Source organism: Corallincola luteus, from assembly GCF_004336975.1.
GTDB classification, from domain to species: domain Bacteria; phylum Pseudomonadota; class Gammaproteobacteria; order Enterobacterales; family Neiellaceae; genus Corallincola; species Corallincola holothuriorum.
In genome coordinates this window covers 177105-200493 of the sequence record NZ_SJXE01000005.1, presented here as the reverse complement: position 1 = coordinate 200493, position 23389 = coordinate 177105, and the positions used below count along the sequence as shown (strand labels likewise).

Here is a 23389-nt window from a genome sequence, read left to right as displayed (position 1 = left end):
TTACTTCTTACTTGCCATCTACGGCAGATTAATTAGAACAAAAAAGCCGGCATTATCGCCGGCTTTTTTGTGCAACAACAATCATCACTGCAACTGTTTTACCGCAGAGATAAACGTGGAGCGCGCAGTAGCAGAGCCCGCTCGTTCCGCTTCTTCGACCAGACGCATCGCTTTATCGATCTCGTTACTGCTGACCGCATTTGCTATTAATTCGTTATATAGCGCTTCAGTCTCAGGCATCATGCTGATCCCTCCGCGCGGTGCGACAACGGCATTCACAGTGCCACCTGGCGCAGCGCTTGGAGTGGTCACAGTAGGATCTAAACCTGGCGTGGGTGACTTATCAGGTACCTTAGCCGCCATCACCGCAGCCTGCTCCGGAGCCATTGCCGGATTTAGCTCATCTGGCGTGGTGGGAGCGAACATATCATTAAAAAATGCATCGACACTGTCACCCTCATGACCAATGGAAAAACCTGAAGCGCTGCCTCCTGAGTTCACTTTAACGTCCAATACACCTATCGCAGCGTGCAACGATAGCGGGTCTTCCAGTGGCGGAACCGCTAAGTTCAATGCCTCTGCACGAGCTTTTTCCGGGTGCTTCAATTGGGTCGCGCCGTTTAATGCTTCGTTGGTCGTGAAAATAATAAGAAAACGCTCTTGATCGTTGCCATTAAAGTTAACGGTATAAGTCAACGCATCCTCGGTCATCATACCCGCTTCGCGATATTTGAATTGGTTGGGGCGCACAAACCGCACAGGGCGGTAATTTTGGTCTAATGTCACAACAGCAGGCGCAAAGACAAACTCTCGAGCAAAACTATCAATTGCGACGGTGAACGGGCCAATAGTCACAGGCAGTGCAAATGCTAACGCATAGCTTTTACCTGTTTTAAATTGAACAACAGGCCGCTGGGTATTAACCGTTAGCCGTTGATTATAGCCAGGCGTCAAAGCAATTAACTCGAGGTGATTAACCGGTGTGCAGCAACCATCGCCGTTGCGCAATTGAAACAGGGCATCATCTGGCGTGCCGATATCTTCCCACGGATTACCTCCACCAGTGAAAAAGTCACCGAACAAACCCGCAGATGTGGTCGCAGGAGAAGAGATCAGTGCGAGTGCAAACAAATAGATAACGCGTCGTTTCATGCAAAAATCCAAGGAAGGTATTAAGAATTATTCTGACGGAAGCCCGCCTAAAAAGTTGTCTGACCATATAATAAAATCCCCCCTGTTGGCAACAGCCAGCAGGGGGGATCAATGATTGCTTAAGTTAACTTTTGTTAAGCTAACTTAAAGTGGCTTACCACCATGCTTCAACTTGAGCACCAACCATTGTTTCAGCATCATCTACAGCACGGTCGCCAGAGTAGTTACTAACGAACAGACGCAGCTGTGGACGAGCCCAGATACCGCCGTTTTGCAGTGGAGACCAAGTTTGAGCCAAAGTAACTTTGGTCAGGTCTTCGCCACGGATGCGCGCTTGGTGGCCTTCGTTATCGTAATCAATAGTGTCATAACCGATTTCCAGCTGAGTGCTCATAGTGTCGTTCCACTTGTACATAGGACGAACTACAACACCTGTCGCAGTGGCATCAAACCAGTCGTTACCGTTGTCAGTATCAACATCAGTATGCATAACTGAGTAAGCCATTTCGACTTTCTTACCAAACTTAACAACACCGTGGTTCAAGATAGCCCAACCAGTTGGATCAGCGTCATCGTTACCGCCAGTCAACCAAGTTGCGTAGTTCAAGCCCCAGAAACCGTCACGCAGGTTAGCGAAACCGTTAGTACCGTAGGTGAATGACAGTTTGTTGAAACCACCCATCAGAGGCATAGTGTGTTCGATCATTGCCAACACACCAGTCTCGTCATAAGCATCAGCTTCTTCTTGAGCGTCAGTCAGCGTAGGGTCACCTACGATCAGAACACCTTCTAAGTTGTGGCTACCGAATACAGGCAGAGAGTAACGAACGTCAAACTTGTTGGTACGATGCCAGTTTTTGGTATCGCCATTTACAACGTTCTGGTCGTCGTTAGGAACGCCGTCATTATTGTCGTCCAGACCCCAATCGAAATCAGGGAATGCAGGTGCCATACCGTCGGCAGTGTTAGTTTGGCTCCAGTTGAAAGACAACTTACCAGGACCAACTGTCAGACCGTCAAAACCAGCACCTGTACCTGAGTTCATCAGGTAGAAGAAATCAAGGTGGTGAACGTCTTTACGTTGACCGAAACGCTTACCGATCCAAACAGTTGAATCGCCCAGGATGCCCTGTGCAGAAGCGAACATTTCACGAACAGACAGACGACCGCCTTCCCAAGGAGAAGAAGCGTCACCGCCTTGTGCCTGCCAGCTGTTACCCTGAGAGCCCATCTGAGGAACGTCACCAGTTTCGTCAGTACCGTAAGCTACAGTGCTCTGTACTTTAAAAACTTTACCGTCACGGTTGTAAACTTCTTGAGCCAGAGTCAATTCAGCGTACATATCACATTCGTCGCCTAAACGACCAACCATGTGCGCGCTAGGGCCACCGTTACCGTAACAAACCTGACCACCGCCATCAGCGTTCTGGCCAACACCAGCACGCATGTAACCGTGGAATTCTACTGCAGAAGCGCTAGCAGCAGTCAGTGCTGATGCGATCGCTAATGCGATTGGAAGTGCTTTGATTTTAGCCATTTGACTAATCCCTTTTTTGATTATTACTTCGTTATTTGAGAAACCAACATTCCCTTGGGAGCGTTAGCTAACGAACCTCTTCGTGTTCATTTAGTTAACGTTCCGGTATTCAGCTAAGTGCCTTTCGCTGCTTACCTGACTTTAATCACCCCCCGGCGTTAAAAGTCAGGGGAGATGCTAAACCCGAGCCTGCAACTTTTCTGTGACTCTCTTCACAAGATAGTTACAAGCATAGAACCTTTAGTGAAAAATGTTACTGAACATTCGCTCTAAAGTTACCGTTAATAACTGATTGCAGACCGCTTGTTAATTGGTATTTTCAGATGTATGACAAATATGTGCGCGGTGTAGAAAAAAAACAAAAGGCTGCGATCTGCAGCCTTTTGTTTGTAATTAATTTACAGATTAGTTTTCAAACAGCTGTCCAATTAGGCAACTGTATTACCCCTTGCCAAAGCCCATCCCAACCCGCCTCACATTCGACCAGCTGTTCGTTCACGGGATGAACAAAACTGATCCGGGTCGCACGTAGTAACAACCCTTTTAGGCCTAATTCCTGACGAAACAGTTTGTTATGTTTACCATCGCCATGGGTGGTATCGCCCACAATAGGGTGTGAAATATGAGCCATGTGGCGTCGCAATTGATGTCGTCGGCCCGTTTCTGGTCGCAACTTAAGCAATGAATAGCGTGCCTCTGGGTAATTCCCTATCGGAATAGGCAGTAGCAATTGCTCCAGAGGTTGATAGTGAGTAACGGCAGGCTGAGGCGGTTTATCTTCGCTAGTACGCCTATCTTCATGCTTATCGCGCTTCTCTTTGAGCGGATAGTCAATCGTATCAGCGCTGTTAACATATCCACGAACCACTGCGTGATATTGCTTCTCTATCTCGCCATTTTGAAACAATAAAGAGAGAGCACTTGCCGTGGACGGATCCAGTGCAAAGATCAAACATCCTGACGTTGGCTTATCTAACCGATGCACGGGGTAGACATGCTGCCCAAGTTGATCTCGCAAGGTCTGCATAACGAAGCGTGTTTCATGACGATCGATGAAAGAGCGATGTACTAACATGCCGCCCGGCTTATCAATCACAACTATATAAGGGTCTTGGTGCAAAATCCTCAGTTCACTCGACACCCTTAATGCCCCGCTGTCATGGTTAACGACTGGTCTAGCGCTTTCAATGTAACAATCAATTGTCTAACCTCTGGCACGGATAGGTCGAGTACCTGCTCAGCCATCGTTGCTATATCGCAGCTTGTCGGTAAAGGCGCTCGCTGATTAACGATATCTTGCATTCGCGGCAAAAAAACAAACTGTAACCATTGCTGAAACGACAAAGTATCGCAACAAAACGGAGCCGATGAACTAAGCGCTGCGGCTTCTGGTGCCTGTTCGCTCCATAGACCCGCTTGTCGTAACAACTTGGATATATCGCCAAGGTATTTCTCTATTGCCATATATTTCATAACAACTCCTCTATCTCGGCTGCATATTATCACAGCAAATTGGGGGTTGAGGGGATAGAACGGACCACTATAATGGCGCAGCCAAGCCAAGAGGGGTGATGATGAACGCTGAACTAGATCTATGCTGTAAGCAATTGGGACTTAACCTGACCGTCTATAATCTGGGCCGGCGAGTCGAATTGTTGGATCAAACGCTGTTTACCCAGCTCCAGTTACAGGAAGTTCCTTACCCCTTCCCACTGCAGCGCCATGCCATTTTTGCGATGGTGATAGAAACGGCATTAGCACCGTTTGAGCCTTCGTTTTGGTGCCTTAAACTGCCCTTAGACGAACAGGGTATGCTTGACTTTTCCGCCTTAAACCAACTATGTGCATTGATACAGCAGGCATTTAACCATGCAGTTGCCGTCGAACAGCGGGAGTCAATGTTAAAAAGCAACCCATTCGCCTATGCACCAAGCCAACAACAGTTGGCTCTGATCACCGCCCACATACGTGTACAGAAACAGCAAGCAGCATCTAAATACTATGAACAAGCCGCCGACTACTTCAGTGGCCAACTGCCCTACTCGCAATGGCAGTCACTGCCATTACAGGGCGTAGCAGACTTTATAATAAGAATGGAGCAGCAATGCGATTCAGCATCAACCATCGCAGACTATCAGGCGCTGCCAATAGAAGTTAAAGCTGGATTAGCGGCCATGGCAGAACAAGTTGGCATCTCTGATGCACTGGCCAAAGCTGTTAACCTACACCTTGAAAAGAGCAGCGATATTGCCGAACAACTATGCGCAACCCGTATGTTGTTGCACCCAAAACATCAGGCCATCTTAAGCCCTATGCTACCTAAATTGTTGAGTTCAGAGTTAGGTGATAATGCTGAGTTCCTCATTCTCGTCGCTGGTCGCGGATGGGAGCTATTAATTGATACCAACCTGTCGCTGTTCTTAGAAAAAACAGCAAAACGACAAGACCAAGCGCTGTTTAACACATTGCTTCTTGATCTATTTGCTATCCCTGGAATGAGAGGCAAGCTACAAAATGCCTTCCGTAGTAGCGATCGCTCTCCAGCATTAGCTGGAGCCATCGGTAATTTTTTAGCGTCACTACGTTAATGGTTAGCGAAGGCTAAAACCTAATTAAAGCGATGCCCAATTCGGCCACAAAGAAACTCAAAGTACATAACCCAATCCCCCATCAGGCTATACAAGGGATACTTAAATGTCGCAGGCCGATTGTGTTCAAAAGCAAAATGTCCTAACCAGGCAAAGCCGTAACCGATGACAGGTAGCAGCCAAATATAGTGCCACTGCGCCTGCCAAACGATCCAGATGGTCGTCAACAACACTAAGGTGCTTCCCACATAGTGTAATGCACGACATCGCGGGTCTCGGTGTTCTTGCAGGTAGTATGGATAGAACTGCTGAAAGCTTTCAAATTTCTGTTCTGTCATTGTATTTTCCTGCGAAAACGCCAATCGAAAACCTAAGCCATGTCGCCTGAGCTACAGTCTATAATTGCACTATTCTGCCACGTTAAATCATCGAAGCATTTTCGATATACACCACAGTGAGGCCACCATAGTGGACACTTCAACGCATAACCTGAGTAATCTATTTGCTCAATTAGGATTAGCATCAGATCCTACAAGTCTCAAAGATTTCATCATCGCTCATTCACTTAACCCTGAACAAAAGTTAGCTGACGCGCCATTTTGGAACGCATCTCAAGCGACCTTCCTCAGTGAAGCACTGAGCGAAGATAGTGATTGGACGGAGATTGTCGATCAGTTAGACAGCATGCTTAGAGCCGACGTAAAAGCGTAATTGAGCCGAGTTATCACCGTTCCATCTCGGCATTTCTCCCATCACAAGTTAACATAGCGGCTTTCTCTGATGGCGTTAAAGGAAGTACATGGATAATCAATTAATGAGGGCGTTACAACAGCTTTTACAAGAGGGTAAGGTTCCTTCCGTTGCGTTACTAAAAGGGCGAGTCGGTAAGCAGGCCAGCATGCATGAACTGATCTCAGCCGTACAACAGGCGAAAACAGCACCGGAAAAGATACTAGCGGCTGATACTGCCCCCGCACCAGCCGCGAGTACGGCAGCTCAAAACAGTAATGCAGAAACATCAAATTCAGCAGAGGTGCTCGCGGAACTCAAAGCAATCCGCAACGAGCTCGCCTGGATCCGCGCTCACATAGAAAAGCAGAATGAATCTGCTTCAGACAGTTAATGCGTTAAGAAAATCAGGCAGAGTCTCCGCCAGCACTTTGTGAGGCTCACAGCCTACTTTTTCGACAACCACCTGCCCAGTTTCATTGTTGACACTAATAATGGTGTCATCATCGATACAACCAATGAACAGCGTGATCTTTTGCCCAAGCCGCTTTTTCATCACGATGTGACCAATCATATTTTGCTGCAATCCTTTGAAGTCCTGCTCATTCCAAACCTGAATAAGATCAAACGAATGGCCAGCGAAATTCAGCGCCAATGAATCACAAAAATAGCTTTGATAAAATGCCTTAACACTCTCATCAAGCACACACTCAATCGCCTCTTCCACATTACTAAAATCGCCCAGATCGTCTCGCTTAAAAGGCTGCCAATGCTTGTCGCCCTCTTTATCCTCAACCTCATCTACAAAACAGGGAGAGGGTAAATCAGGATCAGAACAGAGCGTTGGCAATTCACCCGTTGCTTCTTGCGTTGCTTGAAGAAAACGTTGAAAAAGCGACGCCAGAGCATCAGTTGTGGCAGACATCATTTCTTGAGGTTCCAAATAAGCGTTACAATGGCATCAGTTTAACCAACCAAGTTCTATTATGACTAGCGCTTACGACAATCACCCTGATCTATCTAACCTCGCTCTGGGCGAAAAGACCGAATATCGCCAGCACTACGCTCCCGAGCTGTTACAACCCGTGCCACGACGCCTAAATCGTGAACAGATAGGAGTGACAAACGACCTCCCGTTCCACGGCAGTGATATCTGGACTGGCTATGAATTATCATGGTTAAACGAAAAGGGCTTACCTCAGGTAGCCATTGCTACCTTCGCCATACCCTGCACTTCCACAAATTTGGTTGAATCGAAGTCGTTTAAACTGTACCTGAATAGCTTCAACCAGCACACGTTCTCCGATTGGGCAACGGTGCAAATGATATTAAAGCAGGACCTTTCCAAGTGCGCAGAGGCGGAAGTTGATGTGTCGTTGGCAACGCTGGATAGCTTTGAAAAGCAACAAATTACCGGCTTTGACGCCGAGCTCATTGATAACCAAGATATCGACATCACTGATTATGACTACCAACCAGCGCTTCTCAAAGCAGGTAGCGATAAAAAAATGGTTAGTGAAAAACTGCAAAGCCATCTACTCAAATCAAATTGCCTGATCACCAATCAACCCGATTGGGGAAGCGTCATGATCAGTTACACAGGCCAACAGATTAACCACGCCTCGCTGCTGCGATACATAGTGTCATTTCGCAATCACAATGAATTTCATGAGCAGTGCGTTGAACGGATCTTTACTGACCTACAATCTCGCTTCGCGTTAGATAAACTCACTGTTTATGCAAGATATACAAGACGAGGGGGGTTAGATATCAATCCATTCAGAAGTAATTTTGAACCACTGCCAACGAATATTAGAATGGCACGGCAATAATAGGGTCGCGATTTGCTGTCAGAACTTTTACTATGCAGGAACATTTTATTAATTACGTCAGTGGCTTGTTGAAAAAACTATCCTTTGTTTTCTGCATCTTGCTCTTCCATACACCTGCGTGGGGTACCGACGCAGCTTTGGATCTGCTCACGGAAGCTCGCTCGCTGTTAATTGAGAACCCGCAAAAAGCCAGAGAACTGATCCTCACCGAGTTAACCGGCGCAGAAACACTAGCCGATGGTCAACTGTTAGCCCGTGCTCATCTCCTCGTTGCGGCAACTTATGTCGAAGAAAAAAGCGAAGCGGAAAAAGCAAAACACCATCTGCACTTTGCTCAACGGCAAATCGCCAGCTCCCCCAATAGCACCCTAGAAGCCGAAGCGCTATTAATTGAAGGACGAATCGCGGCTTATTTTGATAACGATGTACCCACAGCGATCAAGCGCTTCGACCGCGCCCTGCAATTACTCGCCAATAATTCGGGCGCATCCCCTCGCCTACTTAAGCATGCCCTGCATGAAGCCATTGGCCGCGCCTATAACGATCAAGCACAATTTAGCCTCGGCAGTCAGCATATGTTAGCCGCGCTGGCGCTAACGCAAAAAACTGATGACCCACTGTTAAAGGCATGGACAAGGGTGTATTTAGCCCAATCCTACAAGGGGCTGTTACAATCGCAGCAGGCAATAAAGTACCTTTTATCGGCGCTTTCAATCGCTGAAAAAGCAAAAGACGATAGCTTGTCCGCGTATATTTTTGGTCGCCTAGGGTTGGTTTATAAACAGCTGTCAAACTACTCCAGAGCACAAGACTATGTAGAGCGATCAGCAGAGATTTATCAATCTCTTAATGATGATTCGAATTTAGCCCATAGTTTAAACTTTTTAGGCACTATCTACGAACAGCAAGGACAGTACGACACCGCACTGCTGCATTACCTAAATGCATTAGAACTAACAAGAAACCACCCAACAGCCACGAAACTCGGGCTGCTATATCATAATATTGGCCAGATCTATCTCCATCAAGACGATTACGTCAATGCGCAGCGCTACCTTGAACGCTCGCTCCAGGAGTTAACAACCGCCAGCAGAGATCATTACCTTGGCGCATCTCACCTGTTGATGGCAAAACTCAAACATAAGCAAAACAGTGTAAGTGAGGCTCTGCAACACGCTCATCAATCACTTAAACTCTCTTCGGAAAGTGAGTACCTGTTTACCCCGGCAGAAGCGCACTTGCTATTGGCCACGCTTTACGCTGACAAAGAATTGTTTGCAGACGCCTACCACCATCAACGTAAGGCGAGTGATTACCAGCGGCCTGATAAGGCGCTGTTACCCCCCGCTCAAGTATCAGACGAGCGCTATCAACAGCAGCAATTACAACGTACTCTCCAAAGCTTAAGAAATCAGCTTGAAGATACATCTATAGAACATGAGCAACAGAGTAGCTGGTTGATAATTTCATTGGCCATAACAGCCATATGCGTACTGCTGTTGATACTCATTCTGCGCCTTTATCTAAGCAATAAACGACAGACGGTTGAATTAAAAAAACAGCAATTCCTCCACCCCACGACAGGACTTCTGGGGACACAACATTTGCATGACTTCCTCAAACAGAAAATCACTGATGCACAAAAGCAACATGAAATTTTCTATAGTGAAAGTGATGCTCAAGGCAAAGACCACAAAAGCTTTTACTTGTTGATTGAGCTACCTGTACTAAAGCAGGTTTATGTTCAAAAAGGGTTTAAAGCAGGGCGGCTGTTTGATGCAAAGTTTGGCGAATTAATTCAAGCCAATATAACCTCTGAGCTGAAATTTTTTCACCCAAGAGAGTATGTCCTATGCGCTTGCTTAACGGGAACGAATTACCTGACATCAGCGCAAGCCGTAAAGAAGGTGCAAGCCATTCTCGACGACATATTTGAGGCATTGGCACTGTCTGAGCGCGCCCGACTGTACTCTATTGGTGTTATTAGTATGCCATTTTTATCAAAAGCAAGCCGAGCCATAGACAGCAATAACCTTCCCGAGCTACTGGTTTTGGCTTTAAATGGCGCTAATCAACTGCGAGTGATCAATGGCGAGTCAGCCTGGGTAACACTCCATGCGATCGATGCAACGCCCGGCACCCTGTTCAATAATGACGCAAGAACAGGATGCTTGTTAGGCTTAAGAAAAGGCTTAGTAAAGGTACAAGCGTCACACGATAAACAATTGATTGAATGGCCTAATGACTGATATCTGAATTCAATCATCAAATAGTTGTAAAAGACGCTATGTTTATAGTTGAATTCCAAGAGTAGGTGGATGCCAGTGGTAAGTTCAGGAAGATAATGATGACGGAATCCGCACCAGCAAGTGCAAATATTGCATTGGTCAGCCAAAAGTTGCAGCAATCTCAGCAGGCTTACCAGCAACTCGAGGTCCGCTACAAACAGGAAGCGGCGGCACTTTATAAGCTGATAAATAAGTTATCCCTCGCATGTAAAGGGCAAAACATTGAGCTCGACAACAAGTTGGCATTACTCCGAGGTCATTTAACAGAAAACCTTAGTATTGAGAAAGCCAACAAATTGTTGTTGAGCATCGATCAGTTGCTCAATAGTCACACCAGCCATGTTGAAAAGCAGCTCAGCTACACCAGAGACCAGTTCCAAACATCAGGCAAAAATCTTCAGCAGTGGCGAGGGTTACCACCTCAATTGCGCCGAGATCTGCGCTCATTAATAGATTCAAGCGGTAAAGTCGAACAGTCTGTTTACGATTTTTTACCCCATCTGCAAAAGCTCGTTGAACTCTATAATCACGCATACGATGCCGCAGGCAGTGGCGACACAGCTGCACCGCAACAAGTTAAAGAGTTAAAGCGGGAATTCAGTGACGAATTGCTAGCACTGATGACCGAAGTAGAGTTTGATAACGAAGCCAATACTCGGCTCAAACAACTGAAACAAAAAGTCGGCCTGGCCAACGATATTGATGAGTTACTTAGTTACTGTATTGAACTAATAAAACTCTTGGTGGAAAGTGTCCAACAAGAAAGAAAGTCATCAGAAGCGTTTTTAAACCACCTCAATGAAGCACTTAGCACTGTTTATGGTGCCGTCACCCAAACCCTGCAAAATTCTCAACTGCTGACCGAACAAAGCCGTGAGGTTAACAGTGCATTAAAGACCCAGATAGAGAAGCTGGGGGCAGAAGTAGATGCGGCCAATGATCTCGATTTATTGAAAGAGAAAGTCCGATTGCATCTGCAAGAGATCGCCAGTGCATTAGAGAAAAGAGAACGTTTAGCCGAGCAGGAGCAAAGTCTCAACGAGTTGCTGATGGCGATGCAAAATCGTATTGATACCCTAGAAGAGGACGCTAAATCGTATCGCAGTAGGTTGAACGAACAGCGGCAACAGCTTTACCTGGACAGTCTCACTCAACTGCCTAACCGAGCAGCCTTCAATGAACGATTAGAGATCGAATATCAACGCTGGAAGCGCTACGGCGGAGATCTCTCTATTGCCGTGTTAGATCTCGACCACTTCAAAAACATTAACGATACCTACGGCCATATCGCCGGTGATAAGACCCTTCAGGTAATCGCTAAGCTACTCGGTAAAACAGTTAGAAAAACCGACTTTATCTGTCGCTTCGGCGGTGAAGAGTTTGTGTTGATCCTACCGGAGCAAACTGCTGAATCAGCCACACAACCGATGAATAAACTACGTATTGCGGTATCAAAACTGCCCTTTAAATTTAAGGGACAAAATGTCACGGTAACCGTGTCTATCGGCCTGGCAACCTTTAATAAAGGTGAAAACACCGAAACCGTATTCGAACGCGCCGATCAAGCGCTGTACGCAGCGAAAGAAAGTGGCCGGAATCAACTCGTTATCAAATAGCTATCCGTCTCCCAAATCATCATGCCCCCAATAGCTGGGGGCTTTCTCCTATGAGAGGTGCCCTATGATCACCCAAATAAGTCCCTCCGGCAGCATGGAGTTGTTGTCCCCATTAGAAGTCGAACGATTAAAAGCCAGTTCCACCAGTCAACTCTATCGCCTGTATCGGAACTGCTCATTGGCGGTTTTGAACTCTGGCAGCAAAACCGATAGCAGCAAAGAAACCCTTGAGCGTTATAAAAGTTTCGATATCAATGTATTACGCCGAGAGCGCGGGGTTAAAATCGAATTAATCAACCCCCCGGAAGAAGCGATTGTTGATGGCGAGATTATTCGGGGCATACAAGAGCATCTATTTTCTGTTCTCAGAGACATCGTTTATGTCAGTGACAGGTACCAAAACAATGCCTATATCAATCTGACCAACTCTCAACACCTAACTCATGTTGTCTTTGATATTCTGCGTAATGCTGGAGCACTGCATTCGCAATCAGATCCCAATATGGTGGTGTGTTGGGGTGGCCACTCTATCTCCGATATCGAACATCAATATACCCTCGAAGTAGGTCATGCCCTCGGACTCCGACAACTCAATGTCTGCACAGGTTGTGGTCCAGGAGCAATGGAAGGCCCGATGCGCGGCGCCGCCATTAGCCACGCCAAGCAACGAGTCAGAAATGGTCGCTATCTTGGACTAACAGAGCCCAGCATTATTGCCGCCGAACCACCCAACTCTATCGTTAATGAACTGGTGATATTGCCAGATATAGAAAAACGTTTAGAAGCCTTCGTTCGCGTTGCTCACGGTATTATCATCTTCCCCGGCGGCGTAGGTACGGCCGAAGAGCTTTTGTATTTGCTCGGGATATTACTCAATGAAGAAAATGCCAAGCAACCTTTCCCTATCGTTCTCACAGGGCCTGTAGAGTCTGCAGAGTACTTCCATCAAATAGATCAATTTGTTGGCGCCACATTAGGTCCTGAAGCGCAAAATAAATATCGCATAGTGATAGGCGATCCATCGCTAGCCGCTCGCGTGTTAAAAGAATCAATGCCTGATGTACGCGCGTATCGAAAGACTATTGGTGATGCCTATCATTTTAACTGGTCGTTAAAAATCGAACCCGAATTTCAACTACCGTTCGAGCCTACCCATGACAATATCGCTGCGCTCAACCTGCACAAAGATCAAAATAAAGCTGCACTTGCCGCCGATCTAAGACGTGCCTTCTCTGCTATTGTTGCCGGCAATGTAAAAGCAGAGGGAATGAAAGCGATTGAAAAACACGGACCATTTGAGATCAATGGTGATCCGACGCTAATGAAGATGTTAGATAAACTACTCAGAGCGTTTGTCGAACAGCAACGCATGAAATTGCCCGGAAGCGACTATGTCCCCTGTTACACCGTCCGCGCTTAATAAAAAAGCCGGCCAACGAGGACGCATTATATTGCTTGATGGCATGAATATGGTGCGCCGTATCTATGCTGCCTGCTCTCGTCATTCTGAACACAATGCCCTAGAACAAACGCTATCACGCTGCACACAGACCCTGAATCGTGTCGTTAAACAACACAGACCGACCCACGCCCTGTGTGTGTTCGATGGTGATCAACCCAATTGGCGCCGAGACTTATTGGCGAATTATAAAATTAGTCGCAAGGGAATGCCCAGCGCACTGAAGCTAGGCTTAGAACAGATACAAGAAGCGTTTTGGCAGATGGGAGTCGACTCGCTACTGTCAGAGTCAGATGAAGCGGATGACCTAATCGCGACACTAAGCAGCAAGTCGTGTCACCACGCCGATGTTATCATCATCTCCACTGACCACGGATTCGGACAACTTCTGTCGCCACAGGTACACCAATGGGATTGTTTCGCCCGACAATTTCTGGACATCAATTTCTATCAACAACGCTACCAGCTTCATCCCCATCAGCTACCTTTGTTCAATGCGCTGGTCGGAAGCAATAGTCATGACATCAAAGGTATCAAAGGTGTTGGTGCGAAGACGGCCAGCTCTTTACTCAATCGTTATACCACCATCGACGCATTGCTACGGGCTGACGATATACCGGAAAAAATTTCATTAAAGCTGCATGAGCAACAGGAAAAGCTACACACTAACTTTAAAATACTGACGTACAGGACGGAGATCCCACTGGGGTTTTCCATGAGCGATATTCGCTATCAGAGAGCAAGTCATGACTAACTCATCAACCATCATGATCACAGGGGCAAACCGAGGTATCGGCCTAGCCTTTGTCGAAAAGTATCTGCAACAAGGAGATCAAGTCATCGCCTGCTGCCGTCATCCTGGCGAAGCACATCAGTTGCATTCGTTGAAGCGCATTCATAAAGACCAGCTGCAAATGCATACCCTAGATGTTGACGCTCCGGAAAGCATTGAACAGTTAGCAAATAAACTGAGCACTGCCCGCATCGACATCCTGATCAATAACGCAGGTGTTTACGGACCAAAAGGCTCTGTTCTCGGCGAGATTAGTCAAAACGACTGGCAAAAAGTATTTACCACCAATGCCATCGCACCACTCTTGGTTTGTCAGGCGTTTCAACAACAGGTAGCGCAAAGCCAGCAAAAGATCATGGTCTGTATTAGTAGCAAAATGGGGAGCATGGCAGACAATAGCTCTGGTGGAAGTTATATCTATCGCAGTTCCAAAGCAGCCCTGAATGCCGTAGTCAAAAGCCTTGCTCTGGATCTATACAACCATGAGATAAAAATTGTCGCGCTTCATCCTGGCTGGGTACAAACCGAGATGGGTGGTGCGAATGCCTTAATATCAACCACAAAGTCAGTCGACAGCATGGTAAGAGTGATCGAAAATATCGATGAAAATCAAATAGGACGCATGTTGAACTACGATGGTACAGTGATCCCATGGTGAATCACCTATAACCTTTTAGCGACAGCTGTTACGTCATGAAAACTAAAGCAGTAGACAAGTCATTACATATTAAACACCCTGATACTCTTTATCTGGCGGTGGATAAGCTATTTCACTTGAGCACCGACGGGCCATCGAGTCAATTTGTCGTTGGCGTACACAAATTAGCAAAAATCATCTATCAGTCTTATCCTCTTGATGCACCAGTGGTCATTGCCCACCTATCGCTGCACAATGACAAATTCAGTCTGGCAGTTAACGAAGCGCTCAATTGTGCCATCTTGACCTGTGCACTTGGTTATCAAAGCCATTGGAGCAGCCACCACGTCGTACCATTGATCGCTGCGGCCATCAGCAAAGATATTGCTGACTTGCAGTTAAACAATAATCGCTTTGATGGCACCCGTTTTAACGAGCAAGAAACACTGCAATGGCATAACCGTGGTGATCGTGCCAAGCAGTGGTTGAGTGCCGCAGGAGTCACCTCCGAACTTTGGCTGGAAGCTGTCGCTGGGCATGCAGCCAAAATGGACGGCTCTGGCTACCCAACTCTCGCTGGCTATCAGCTGACACCTGCGGTCAGGCTACTGAGTTGGTGCAGTTTTTTTTCTGAACAGATTTGTCCCCGAGCCAACCGCACAGGCTTACGTCCCAGACAAATCATCCGCTACGCCTTAGGCCGCAGACGGCACGCCTTTGATCGACAGCTAATTAATAAAACCGCACAGATCTTCGCACCTATTCAGCCAGGGGCTGTCATTAAGACCGAAGATGAACAACATGCCATAGTGATTGGCCGGCAAAACAGGCGCGAAGCTATTATCACCTCTGTGGTCACTAAAGATCTGGATATTCAGCAGTGCAATATCAGCGGCATAATAAAGCGCTACCCCACCCAGATCGACAAGGGACGCCACTTTCTCGCTCGACTGATCCGTGGCTGGCAGCAGATGCAAGCACAATCCATCACTTTACTTGACGGCCTACAAATAGCCCGGCAAGAAACACTCAGCCCAGAAAAAATTACAGAAGTGGCTTACCTATTTGAATTAGAAGAGCCTGACATACCTGCATTAGCTAGATTATTAACCGAATACCCCTCCCTATTGTCACGTTTAGCACAGCAAGCCCAACGTTTAAGCCGGCGTCAGCTTAACGTCAGCGACCCGAAACAGATTTTAATGATGCTAGGACTCGAGCGTGCATCTCCCTTAGTGCAGCGTAACGCTATGCTAGAAGCCCTTGAGGCCAACGCTGGGCCATATCAACGAACACTTAGTTCACTGATTGAGTGCTATAGCGCTTTTTGTTCTCTCATGGCAGAGCAAACCAAATTTGCTGATATGGAAAAGACCCGCATCATTTCCACCGCTCAATGTGCGGGCTTTCTACTGTCTCCCGAACTCATTGCCACCCGCCCAGCCAACATACAAAACAACGGGCAACGTCCCGGATTTTGGTTCAAACAGCAGGACAACCTGCGATTGGAATCGCTAAGCCTTGCCTTCGCCAAGCGCTGGCAGCTTCCGCCTTTCGCCCTGAACGCGCTGCTCCTTGCCGCAGAACGTGTTGCCCCGAATGCCAGCAGAAAAGCGATCGGCTACGCACACCTGTTAAAACTTTGTAGCCAGCTTTATCAGCACTTTATGGCAACGGGTGAAATGACGCTAAAAAACAAAGAAACCAAGGAATTAGCTGCTTCACTCGGTATCAACGATAGCCAGCTTAAAAATACCTTTAATACATTTATTCAACAATATCACCCCTACACACCACTCGATTAGCTTGCTGATTTTATGAACAGTGGTAGAATCAACGATCTGTCGGTAAACGGGCACCGACTGTTTTAGGAGAAGTAGATTGCTGGTATTGATTCGTTGGGTTTTCAGCCTGTTAATTTTGGCGGCAACCGCCCTTTTTGTTGTGGACGGCGTATTACGTACTAATCCAACGCTACCGACCACAGTATATTTAGCGGTGATCATATGGGGCGTAGCTGGAGCTTCCTGTTTCGCTCGAAACTGGAGCGTCGGTGCCGCTTATGCATTTCGTCCGTTCATGTTGTCTATCCCTGTAGGCTTAGGCTTATTCGCTTGGGGATTCTGGATGCATAGCCAACATAGCTTTGATGTTACAGAAGTGCCTCGCCTAGCAAATGCTCATACCCAGATTGAAGGTGACACCTATCAACTTCCCAATTACGAAGAGCAGCTCAAGCCCAAAACCTACCGCCCCAAGTTGCAAGCCACGCCAACGGTAGCAAAGAAAGTTGCAGCAGAAATGCAACTTCAAGCAGGTGACTGCGATCTCGATAGACATACTCAACGTTGGTGTCGCGGTTTTTACTTCGAAGCGGGTAAACAACCAGAGCAAGAATTAAAAGAGTTCGTCGCCCAACAGCCACTCTCTGAGCTGGATTCATGGCCGGATAATGCTTGCCCGAGCTACAGTGTCTTTGATGGCCAACATAAGTACGGGCAAGTGGTTAACATTAGAAAAGGCGAAGTTGAATGCGGCGCCGCACAAATGAAGCCTGGGCAGCGCCACCCCGTTCAAATTTGTGTTCAGTGGTATAAATACGACTGCATAGTACCCGGCGCGAGTGCCTGGGCATCTATCGGTCTCGACGAGGCTCCCGACGCAAGTGTACAGTGATCTCTTCTCTATCATGATAGAGGTGCTTCGCTGTCACTTGGTATCTTACACCTTCATCTCGTAAGAACTGCTTCATTAGCTCTAAACAGCGTTCTGCTTCGCTGAAACGTTGTTTCATTGGCAGTTTTAAGTTAAATATCGCTTCTTCACACCAACGATTAGCTAGCCACTGGCCCATCAAACGAGCTATGCGGCCAGGCTTTTCTACCATGTCGCATACCAGCCAGGTGATATTTTTACGTTTTGGTTCAAAGCCAAAGCCATCCGCCATGAAGTGCTTCACCTGACCGGTTTCCATCAGCCCTTCATCCATCGGGCCGTTGTCGACCGCAGATACCATCATGCCTCTGCGCACCAGTTGATAAGTCCAACCTCCGGGACTGGCGCCAAGGTCAACAGCATTCATGCCCGATGTAACACGCTTCTCCATCTCCTCCGGGGGGACGAATGTCATGAAAGCTTCTTCCAACTTCAGCGCTGATCGACTCGGAGCATCTTTAGCCAAACGTAGCCTCGGTATTCCCATTTCAAAGCGACTATTATTGCCTGGAATCGAGTAACCCAACATCATCTCTGCTCCATCAAGTACGCACAGATGAAACACAGGTTTGTCCGCTTTCGGCTTGTCTGTCAGCTTTCTATGTTTACGTAACGCCTGGCGCAGTGGCACTGAAAACTTACGGCAGAACTTACTCAGCTCTTTACCTTCGTTGGTATCAACCGGCTCCACCATCAATTCTCCGCATAGCGGAAATTCTGACGCGGCCGCTACAACTTCAGAGATACGATCTTCAACCGACATATCCTGCAAATGGGCAACACAAGCGATCATCTGGCGGGCAAAAATCAGACGCCAGAACTGCAAGCGGCGAACCAAATATTCCGCATCGCCTTCAGTGAAGCATCGATACAAGACATAACCAGTGTTTGGCTTTGCTTCCGCATAACCTGCAGATACACTCATAGCGCGCTGCGTGATCTCTGCGGCGCACTCTTTTTCAAACCCGGGCCGACAATAAAGTAACAGCGCGTTCATGACATCTCCTGCCAAAGTTTTTTGGCGGCTAATAACCAGCCTAAGATTAAGGCAGAGCCCCCTATAGGGGTGATCATACCGATAACACCTATACCTGAAACTGCCAACAGGTAAAGGCTTCCACTAAACAGGGTCGCCCCAAGAATTAACCAAATGGCTTCACTACGCAGCGACACTTTGCTGTAAAGAGACAAAGCGACGAGTGCCAGTACGCCTAAGCCATGATAGATCTGATATTGCACCCCTGTATTAAAGGCCGCCATTAACTCTGGCGACAAACGATGCTTTAAACCATGAGCCCCAAAAGCACCCAAGGCTATTCCCGTCGCCATCATCAGCGCCGCTATCGTGGCAATTTTTTTCATAACTATTTTTATCTCTTATCGCCGACAACGGTGACTTGCTGATTTACAAACTTGGCCACTTGCGATGCCGCAAAAATCATATTCTCCGCGAGAGTCGTTCCACTGCGCTTACGCGGAATAAAGCTATGCTCGCCATCAATAACCGCGGTAATCGACACATCATTGGGCAGCTTAAAACCTGGCCATTCATCCTCTTTACCAAATGGATCCCGTTGCCCCTGCAAAATCAACGTCGGTACTTGGCAACTATGCAGTTCCGCCAGGCGCAACTTATCTGGCTGACCAGGCGGATGAAATGGGTAGCCAAAAGCGACCACCCCAAGTGCTGTTTCAGTCTCTGCAGCCACATTAGCGGCCACACGGCTCCCCATCGACTTGCCGGCAAGAAACAATGGCAGTTCATCATCAAATTGCTGCATAACCTGGTTAAAGGCCGCGATCAAAATCGGCATACGATCAGGGGGACGTCGCCGTTGCTCATCTATCATTTTGACCATATAGGGAAAATTGAAACGTATAACCTCAATCCCCTGCGCAGTAACAAGCGAAGCCATTTGCGCCATAAATTCCGAATTCATACCCGCACCCGCCCCATGGGCCATGATCATACGGGCAATAGGTTTATCAGCTTGACTAATAAGTTGGATCGGAAGCGGCTCACTCATATGAGCCATCCATCGGCTCAGGTTGGATCCCGACTAAATAATTTTGCTCTTTCATCACCCGTTCCATCACCCACGCCTTAAACGCAACCACCTTCGGGTTATCAACATCCTCGTCTGGAAAGACCAGGAAATAGGAATCACGACTCAACATGGCGGTTTTAAACGGCACAACCAGGCGGCCACTCTCGATGTCTGGCCTAGCAAGCGTGGTATGCCCTAGCGCCACTCCCTGCCCCAAAATAGCGGCTTGTAACGCCATAGTTGAATGGCTAAATATCGGGCCGACATTAGCATTGACGTGTTTAGCCGATGCTTGTCGCAGCCAACGCTTCCAGTCTTGACGGCTACCGTCATGAAGTAGTGAGTAGTATTGCAGATCATTAGGCGTTTTCAGCGGATGAGTACCCTGCAATAACTGCGGCGCACAAACAGGGATCCGATACTCTGAGTGCAGCTTACACGACTCCAAACCCGGCCAGCGACCACGTCCGTAGAAGAATGCAACATCCACGTCATCATCCAATGGGCCAGACTCTTTATCCACGGCTTTAATCCGTACATCAATTTCAGGGTACTTGGCACTAAACTCACTTAGCCGGGGAACCAACCAACTAATAGCAAAACTCGGCGTAAGACTGACAGTTAACGCACCACTGGCCCGCATCGCCATCATTCTATCCGTCGCTTCTGACAAAGCGCGCAACAGAGGGCTGACTGTCTGAAAGTAACTTTGTCCCTCTTCCGTCAGCAGCAAAGTACGATGGGCGCGCCGAAAGAGGCGCACACCGAGAAAGGATTCCAGTGCTTTTATCTGGTGGCTGACCGCCGCCTGCGTTACAAACAACTCTTCCGCCGCTCGAGTGAAGCTTAAATGGCGGGCAGCCGCTTCAAAAGTCTTAACCGCATTAAGCGGCGGGAGCTTGTTACTCATCAGGAATTGGTATCAACATCCGGCAGCGATTTCACCACATCATCAACCGCTTTAACGTGAGACAAAAAGGCTTCCAGCTTGTTTAGTGGCAGTGCACTAGGGCCATCGCAACGAGCGCTTTCAGGATCAGGGTGAGATTCCAAAAACAGCCCTGCCAAGCCAACGGCCATACCGGAACGTGCTAACTCTGTCACCTGATGGCGACGACCACCAGATGCAGCACCTAGCGGATCTCGACACTGCAAGGCATGGGTAACATCAAAAATCATCGGTGCATTGTCACAGGCATCTCGCATCACGCCGAAACCCAACATATCAACGACGAGGTTGTCGTAGCCCATGCAGCTACCGCGTTCACAAAGAATGATCTGCTCATTCCCACACTCGGCAAATTTATCGACAATATTCTTCATCTGCCCGGGGCTGAGAAACTGCGGCTTTTTGACATTGATAACCGCATTGGTTTTCGCCATCGCTTCAACCAGATCAGTTTGCCGTGCCAAAAATGCCGGTAATTGGATAACGTCCACCACCTCAGCGACCGGCGCAGCCTGCTCGCAGGTATGGATATCCGTGATAATTGGTATATCGAAAGTGCTTTTAAGCTCTTCAAATATTTTTAGCCCTTCATCCATCCCTGGTCCACGATAAGAGAACACAGAAGAGCGATTAGCTTTGTCAAAACTGGCTTTAAAAACATAAGGGATCCCCAGCTTCTCGGTTACGGTCACATAATGCTCAGCAACCGCCATCGCCATGTCTCGCGATTCCAAAACATTCATACCGCCAAACAGTACAAAAGGAGCCTGGTTTGCTACTTGAATATCGCCAATCTTCACAACCTGCTGTGCCATAACAATCTCTCTTAATTGGGGTTGCTGAATAAGTTATAAAAATGAGTACCGTCATTGTCGGTTGCGACAGCACCTGACCTAAGATTAGTGGAACACAACCTGTTCGCTAGCCATTTGACGCATTTGGGTTTTTAGCAGCGGCGCCGAGGGATCATCGGGACATTTTTGCAAAAAGAATTCAAAGTCCTTTAAAGCCAACGGAAAGCATTGCAACTGCTGTAATAAAAACCCTCGGTCTCGCACCTCAAATGGGTCATCCTGATTCAAAGTCAGCAGTTGCTCACAGCAAATCAAAGCCTCCGCGAACCTTTCCTCACGGATCAACGCCGCCTTTAAACCCAATAGCAAACGACTCAATGCCTGATCCTCATCAATCGGCTGCAGCATATCGTCTGACAAACGAGCCAGATCACCGCGAATACCGCGCAATCGAGCTTCCATTTCAGCAAAACGCAACTCACGACCGTCCGTAGCATCGATATAACGATATCCCAATTGCTGATCATCAATACGTACCAAGACTGCGCCGGGGTACTCGACGATGGCACAAGGGATCTCACTGTATTGCAACAGGTAAAGATACAGCATAGACATCACGATAGGGCTACCAGCAGACTGCTCTATCACTCTGTCAACTAGGCCATTATCTGGGCTTAAACAATTTTCCGCTTGTGGCCGAAACTTTAGCTCTTGATAAAGATATTCATGAAAAGCTGCAAGCCTGGCATCCATCGAATCATAATAGGCTGTACGTTGTGCCGCATCCCATGCCCACTTATCTAGGTGCAGCAGGGTTTGCGCGGTAACAAAACGCTTCTGTAATTTCGAAGATAGCTCTAACGACCTCGCGGTCACGGCTTTAATATCAAACTGCACAGTCAACTTTAAGTTTTCTCTATCTAAATTTTTACTAAGCTCCACAGGCTTATCCCAGCAACATCGGTGCTTTGCTACGAGCCAAGTAGAGAATAAAACCAAATATCGCCACAGCGAGAACAAAGGATATCCGCTTTATGGTGGCAGTTTTACCGAGTTTCAAGGCAAACAGGCCCAAGACGATATAAACCACTAACAGCAACACCTTCTCAGTCAGCCAAGCGTCACTTAGTGGGTACTGCTGCAAAGCGATTGCCAGCAGTGCCGCAGTCAGCAACAAGCATGTATCGTTGACATGAGGTATAATTTTCAACCACTTAGCTGACGCCATTCCTACTGCAAATTGCTGTAGAAAAAAGCGAAACACAAAAAGAAAAATACTCAGCACTGCAAACGTCATATGCAGGTGTTTCAACATCATATAGTTCTCAGCCAACATCATTTTTCTCCATCATCTGCTGTATTGCTTTCATCCCATCATTCACTCTGTTTCGTGAATCTGTTCGCTATCTCTTTGCCAACAACCCAAGGTACACCTAGGGTTCCCGGCATAATCATTTATCACTTTCACATCCACGAAACCGGCACTTTCAAACAACGCTGCGACTTGCGCGCCTTGCTGCCAACCATGCTCTATCAGCAACCAACCCGGTGAAGTTAAGTGGATTTTAGCCTGTTCACAAATCGTGCGAATATCAGCTAAGCCAGACTCCTCTGCCACCAAGGCAGACAATGGCTCAAAACGCACATCCCCCTCACGCAGATGGGGATCATTAGCATCAATATAGGGAGGATTACTCACTATCAAATCGAACAATGATGAACGACTGAAGCAAGCGAGCCAATCACTTTGTTGCCACTGGCATTGCTCTAATCCAAGGCGCTGAGCATTGCTTTTTGCCAACGTGATAGCACCCGCCATGCGATCTACGCCATAAATCTGCCAGGCTGGCCGCTCACTCGCCAACGCGAGGGCAATCGCTCCGGTACCAGTACCCAAATCAACCACTCGCGCAGACGCAGGCAGAGGTAAATCTAATGCGACCTCCACCAAAACTTCGGTATCTGGACGGGGAATAAGCGTATCAGGGCTCACCGCCAACGGTAGGCTCCAAAACTCTCTCACTCCCGTTAAATGAGCCACAGGATGACCTGCGATCCGCTGCGCCACGAGCTGACGAAAAGCCTGTTCAGTCTCTTCATCCAGCTCCCTTTCCGGCCAAGTCAAAAGATAGCTACGAGGCTTATCCAACAAAAAACAGAGCAACACATCGGCATCCAAAGCGGCCGAATCAGAACAGTCAGCCAAAGCTGATTTCGCCCAGCGCAGTAAGGCGGCTATGGAGTGCATATCG

At 47.5% G+C, this 23389-nt stretch carries 25 protein-coding genes; 11 read left to right on the top strand and 14 right to left on the bottom strand.

Annotated features, from left to right (window positions below; all coding sequences use genetic code 11):
* Nucleotides 1–84 precede the first annotated feature (84 nt).
* From EZV61_RS12030 to EZV61_RS12015, 4 genes are all read right to left on the bottom strand, one after another.
* Nucleotides 85–1152, bottom strand: a complete 1068-nt coding sequence (locus EZV61_RS12030) for a MalM family protein (RefSeq protein WP_131415853.1) — start codon at nucleotides 1150–1152, stop codon at nucleotides 85–87.
* Nucleotides 1153–1306: 154 nt separating this feature from the next.
* Entirely contained in the window at nucleotides 1307–2689 is a 1383-nt protein-coding gene (locus EZV61_RS12025) for a carbohydrate porin (RefSeq protein WP_131415851.1), read from the bottom strand.
* A 412-nt stretch (nucleotides 2690–3101) separates the two neighbouring features.
* On the bottom strand, nucleotides 3102–3830 hold the full coding sequence (gene truC, locus EZV61_RS12020) for a tRNA pseudouridine(65) synthase TruC (protein WP_205695377.1): 729 nt from the start codon (nucleotides 3828–3830) through the stop codon (nucleotides 3102–3104).
* A gap of 2 nt (nucleotides 3831–3832) precedes the next feature.
* On the bottom strand, nucleotides 3833–4162 hold the full coding sequence (locus tag EZV61_RS12015) for a YqcC family protein (RefSeq protein ID WP_131415849.1): 330 nt from the start codon (nucleotides 4160–4162) through the stop codon (nucleotides 3833–3835).
* A gap of 98 nt (nucleotides 4163–4260) precedes the next feature.
* Here EZV61_RS12015 and EZV61_RS12010 point away from each other — a divergent pair, with 98 nt between their 5' ends.
* Complete coding sequence (locus tag EZV61_RS12010) at nucleotides 4261–5277, top strand: DUF3549 family protein (protein ID WP_131415847.1); 1017 nt, start codon at nucleotides 4261–4263, stop codon at nucleotides 5275–5277.
* A gap of 20 nt (nucleotides 5278–5297) precedes the next feature.
* Here EZV61_RS12010 and EZV61_RS12005 read toward each other — a convergent pair whose 3' ends face one another.
* Entirely contained in the window at nucleotides 5298–5615 is a 318-nt protein-coding gene (locus EZV61_RS12005) for an Mpo1-like protein (protein ID WP_130567308.1), read from the bottom strand.
* Between the two features lie 130 nt (nucleotides 5616–5745).
* Between EZV61_RS12005 and EZV61_RS12000 the strand changes: the two genes are divergently transcribed.
* Nucleotides 5746–5988 carry a DUF2789 domain-containing protein gene (locus tag EZV61_RS12000; protein WP_131415845.1) on the top strand — a complete coding sequence of 81 codons (243 nt, stop codon included), beginning with the start codon at nucleotides 5746–5748 and terminating at the stop codon, nucleotides 5986–5988.
* Nucleotides 5989–6076: 88 nt separating this feature from the next.
* Nucleotides 6077–6400 carry a hypothetical protein gene (locus EZV61_RS11995; protein WP_131415843.1) on the top strand — a complete coding sequence of 108 codons (324 nt, stop codon included), beginning with the start codon at nucleotides 6077–6079 and terminating at the stop codon, nucleotides 6398–6400.
* Here EZV61_RS11995 and syd read toward each other — a convergent pair.
* Entirely contained in the window at nucleotides 6389–6934 is a 546-nt protein-coding gene (gene syd / locus EZV61_RS11990; RefSeq protein ID WP_131415841.1) for a SecY-interacting protein, read from the bottom strand. The two genes, EZV61_RS11995 and syd, sit on opposite strands and share 12 nt — an antisense overlap.
* 58 nt (nucleotides 6935–6992) lie before the next feature.
* Between syd and queF the strand changes: the two genes are divergently transcribed.
* From queF to EZV61_RS11950, 8 genes are all read left to right on the top strand, one after another.
* The gene (gene queF, locus EZV61_RS11985; RefSeq protein WP_131415839.1) at nucleotides 6993–7838 is read left to right on the top strand and encodes an NADPH-dependent 7-cyano-7-deazaguanine reductase QueF; all 846 of its coding nucleotides are present in this window, start codon (nucleotides 6993–6995) and stop codon (nucleotides 7836–7838) included.
* Between the two features lie 32 nt (nucleotides 7839–7870).
* On the top strand, nucleotides 7871–10087 hold the full coding sequence (locus EZV61_RS11980; RefSeq protein ID WP_131415837.1) for a tetratricopeptide repeat protein: 2217 nt from the start codon (nucleotides 7871–7873) through the stop codon (nucleotides 10085–10087).
* A gap of 95 nt (nucleotides 10088–10182) precedes the next feature.
* Nucleotides 10183–11742 (top strand): GGDEF domain-containing protein, encoded by a 1560-nt coding sequence (locus tag EZV61_RS11975; protein ID WP_131415835.1) that lies wholly within the window; start codon nucleotides 10183–10185, stop codon nucleotides 11740–11742.
* 64 nt (nucleotides 11743–11806) lie between these two features.
* A complete protein-coding gene (gene ppnN / locus EZV61_RS11970; protein WP_131415833.1) occupies nucleotides 11807–13162 on the top strand; it encodes a nucleotide 5'-monophosphate nucleosidase PpnN in 1356 nt (451 codons plus the stop codon).
* On the top strand, nucleotides 13134–13955 hold the full coding sequence (gene xni / locus EZV61_RS11965) for a flap endonuclease Xni (protein ID WP_114338974.1): 822 nt from the start codon (nucleotides 13134–13136) through the stop codon (nucleotides 13953–13955). Before ppnN ends, xni begins: the two co-directional genes overlap by 29 nt.
* A complete protein-coding gene (locus EZV61_RS11960) occupies nucleotides 13948–14652 on the top strand; it encodes an SDR family oxidoreductase (RefSeq protein ID WP_114338973.1) in 705 nt (234 codons plus the stop codon). The genes xni and EZV61_RS11960 overlap by 8 nt, the downstream gene beginning before the upstream one ends.
* A gap of 35 nt (nucleotides 14653–14687) precedes the next feature.
* Nucleotides 14688–16436: an HD domain-containing phosphohydrolase gene (locus EZV61_RS11955; protein WP_131415831.1), complete on the top strand. Its 1749-nt coding sequence runs from the start codon at nucleotides 14688–14690 to the stop codon at nucleotides 16434–16436.
* A gap of 76 nt (nucleotides 16437–16512) precedes the next feature.
* Nucleotides 16513–17307, top strand: a complete 795-nt coding sequence (locus EZV61_RS11950) for a hypothetical protein (RefSeq protein WP_131415829.1) — start codon at nucleotides 16513–16515, stop codon at nucleotides 17305–17307.
* On the opposite strand, the gene rlmM is transcribed toward EZV61_RS11950, so the two are convergent.
* From rlmM to prmC, 8 genes are all read right to left on the bottom strand, one after another.
* The gene (rlmM, locus tag EZV61_RS11945; protein ID WP_114338970.1) at nucleotides 17267–18343 is read right to left on the bottom strand and encodes a 23S rRNA (cytidine(2498)-2'-O)-methyltransferase RlmM; all 1077 of its coding nucleotides are present in this window, start codon (nucleotides 18341–18343) and stop codon (nucleotides 17267–17269) included. The two genes, EZV61_RS11950 and rlmM, sit on opposite strands and share 41 nt — an antisense overlap.
* Complete coding sequence (locus tag EZV61_RS11940) at nucleotides 18340–18708, bottom strand: DUF423 domain-containing protein (protein ID WP_114338969.1); 369 nt, start codon at nucleotides 18706–18708, stop codon at nucleotides 18340–18342. The genes rlmM and EZV61_RS11940 overlap by 4 nt, the downstream gene beginning before the upstream one ends.
* Before the next feature lie 8 nt (nucleotides 18709–18716).
* Nucleotides 18717–19373 (bottom strand): alpha/beta family hydrolase, encoded by a 657-nt coding sequence (locus EZV61_RS11935; RefSeq protein WP_131415827.1) that lies wholly within the window; start codon nucleotides 19371–19373, stop codon nucleotides 18717–18719.
* Nucleotides 19366–20304, bottom strand: a complete 939-nt coding sequence (locus EZV61_RS11930) for a transcriptional regulator GcvA (protein ID WP_130567296.1) — start codon at nucleotides 20302–20304, stop codon at nucleotides 19366–19368. The genes EZV61_RS11935 and EZV61_RS11930 overlap by 8 nt, the downstream gene beginning before the upstream one ends.
* Nucleotides 20304–21158 (bottom strand): 3-deoxy-8-phosphooctulonate synthase, encoded by an 855-nt coding sequence (gene kdsA / locus EZV61_RS11925; protein ID WP_114338966.1) that lies wholly within the window; start codon nucleotides 21156–21158, stop codon nucleotides 20304–20306. The genes EZV61_RS11930 and kdsA overlap by 1 nt, the downstream gene beginning before the upstream one ends.
* A gap of 84 nt (nucleotides 21159–21242) precedes the next feature.
* Nucleotides 21243–22079, bottom strand: coding sequence for a SirB1 family protein (locus EZV61_RS11920; protein ID WP_165419373.1), 837 nt, complete (start codon nucleotides 22077–22079; stop codon nucleotides 21243–21245).
* Between the two features lie 4 nt (nucleotides 22080–22083).
* Nucleotides 22084–22476 (bottom strand): SirB2 family protein, encoded by a 393-nt coding sequence (locus tag EZV61_RS11915; protein ID WP_240695200.1) that lies wholly within the window; start codon nucleotides 22474–22476, stop codon nucleotides 22084–22086.
* A 39-nt stretch (nucleotides 22477–22515) separates the two neighbouring features.
* Complete coding sequence (prmC, locus tag EZV61_RS11910) at nucleotides 22516–23385, bottom strand: peptide chain release factor N(5)-glutamine methyltransferase (RefSeq protein ID WP_131415823.1); 870 nt, start codon at nucleotides 23383–23385, stop codon at nucleotides 22516–22518.
* Nucleotides 23386–23389 lie beyond the last annotated feature (4 nt).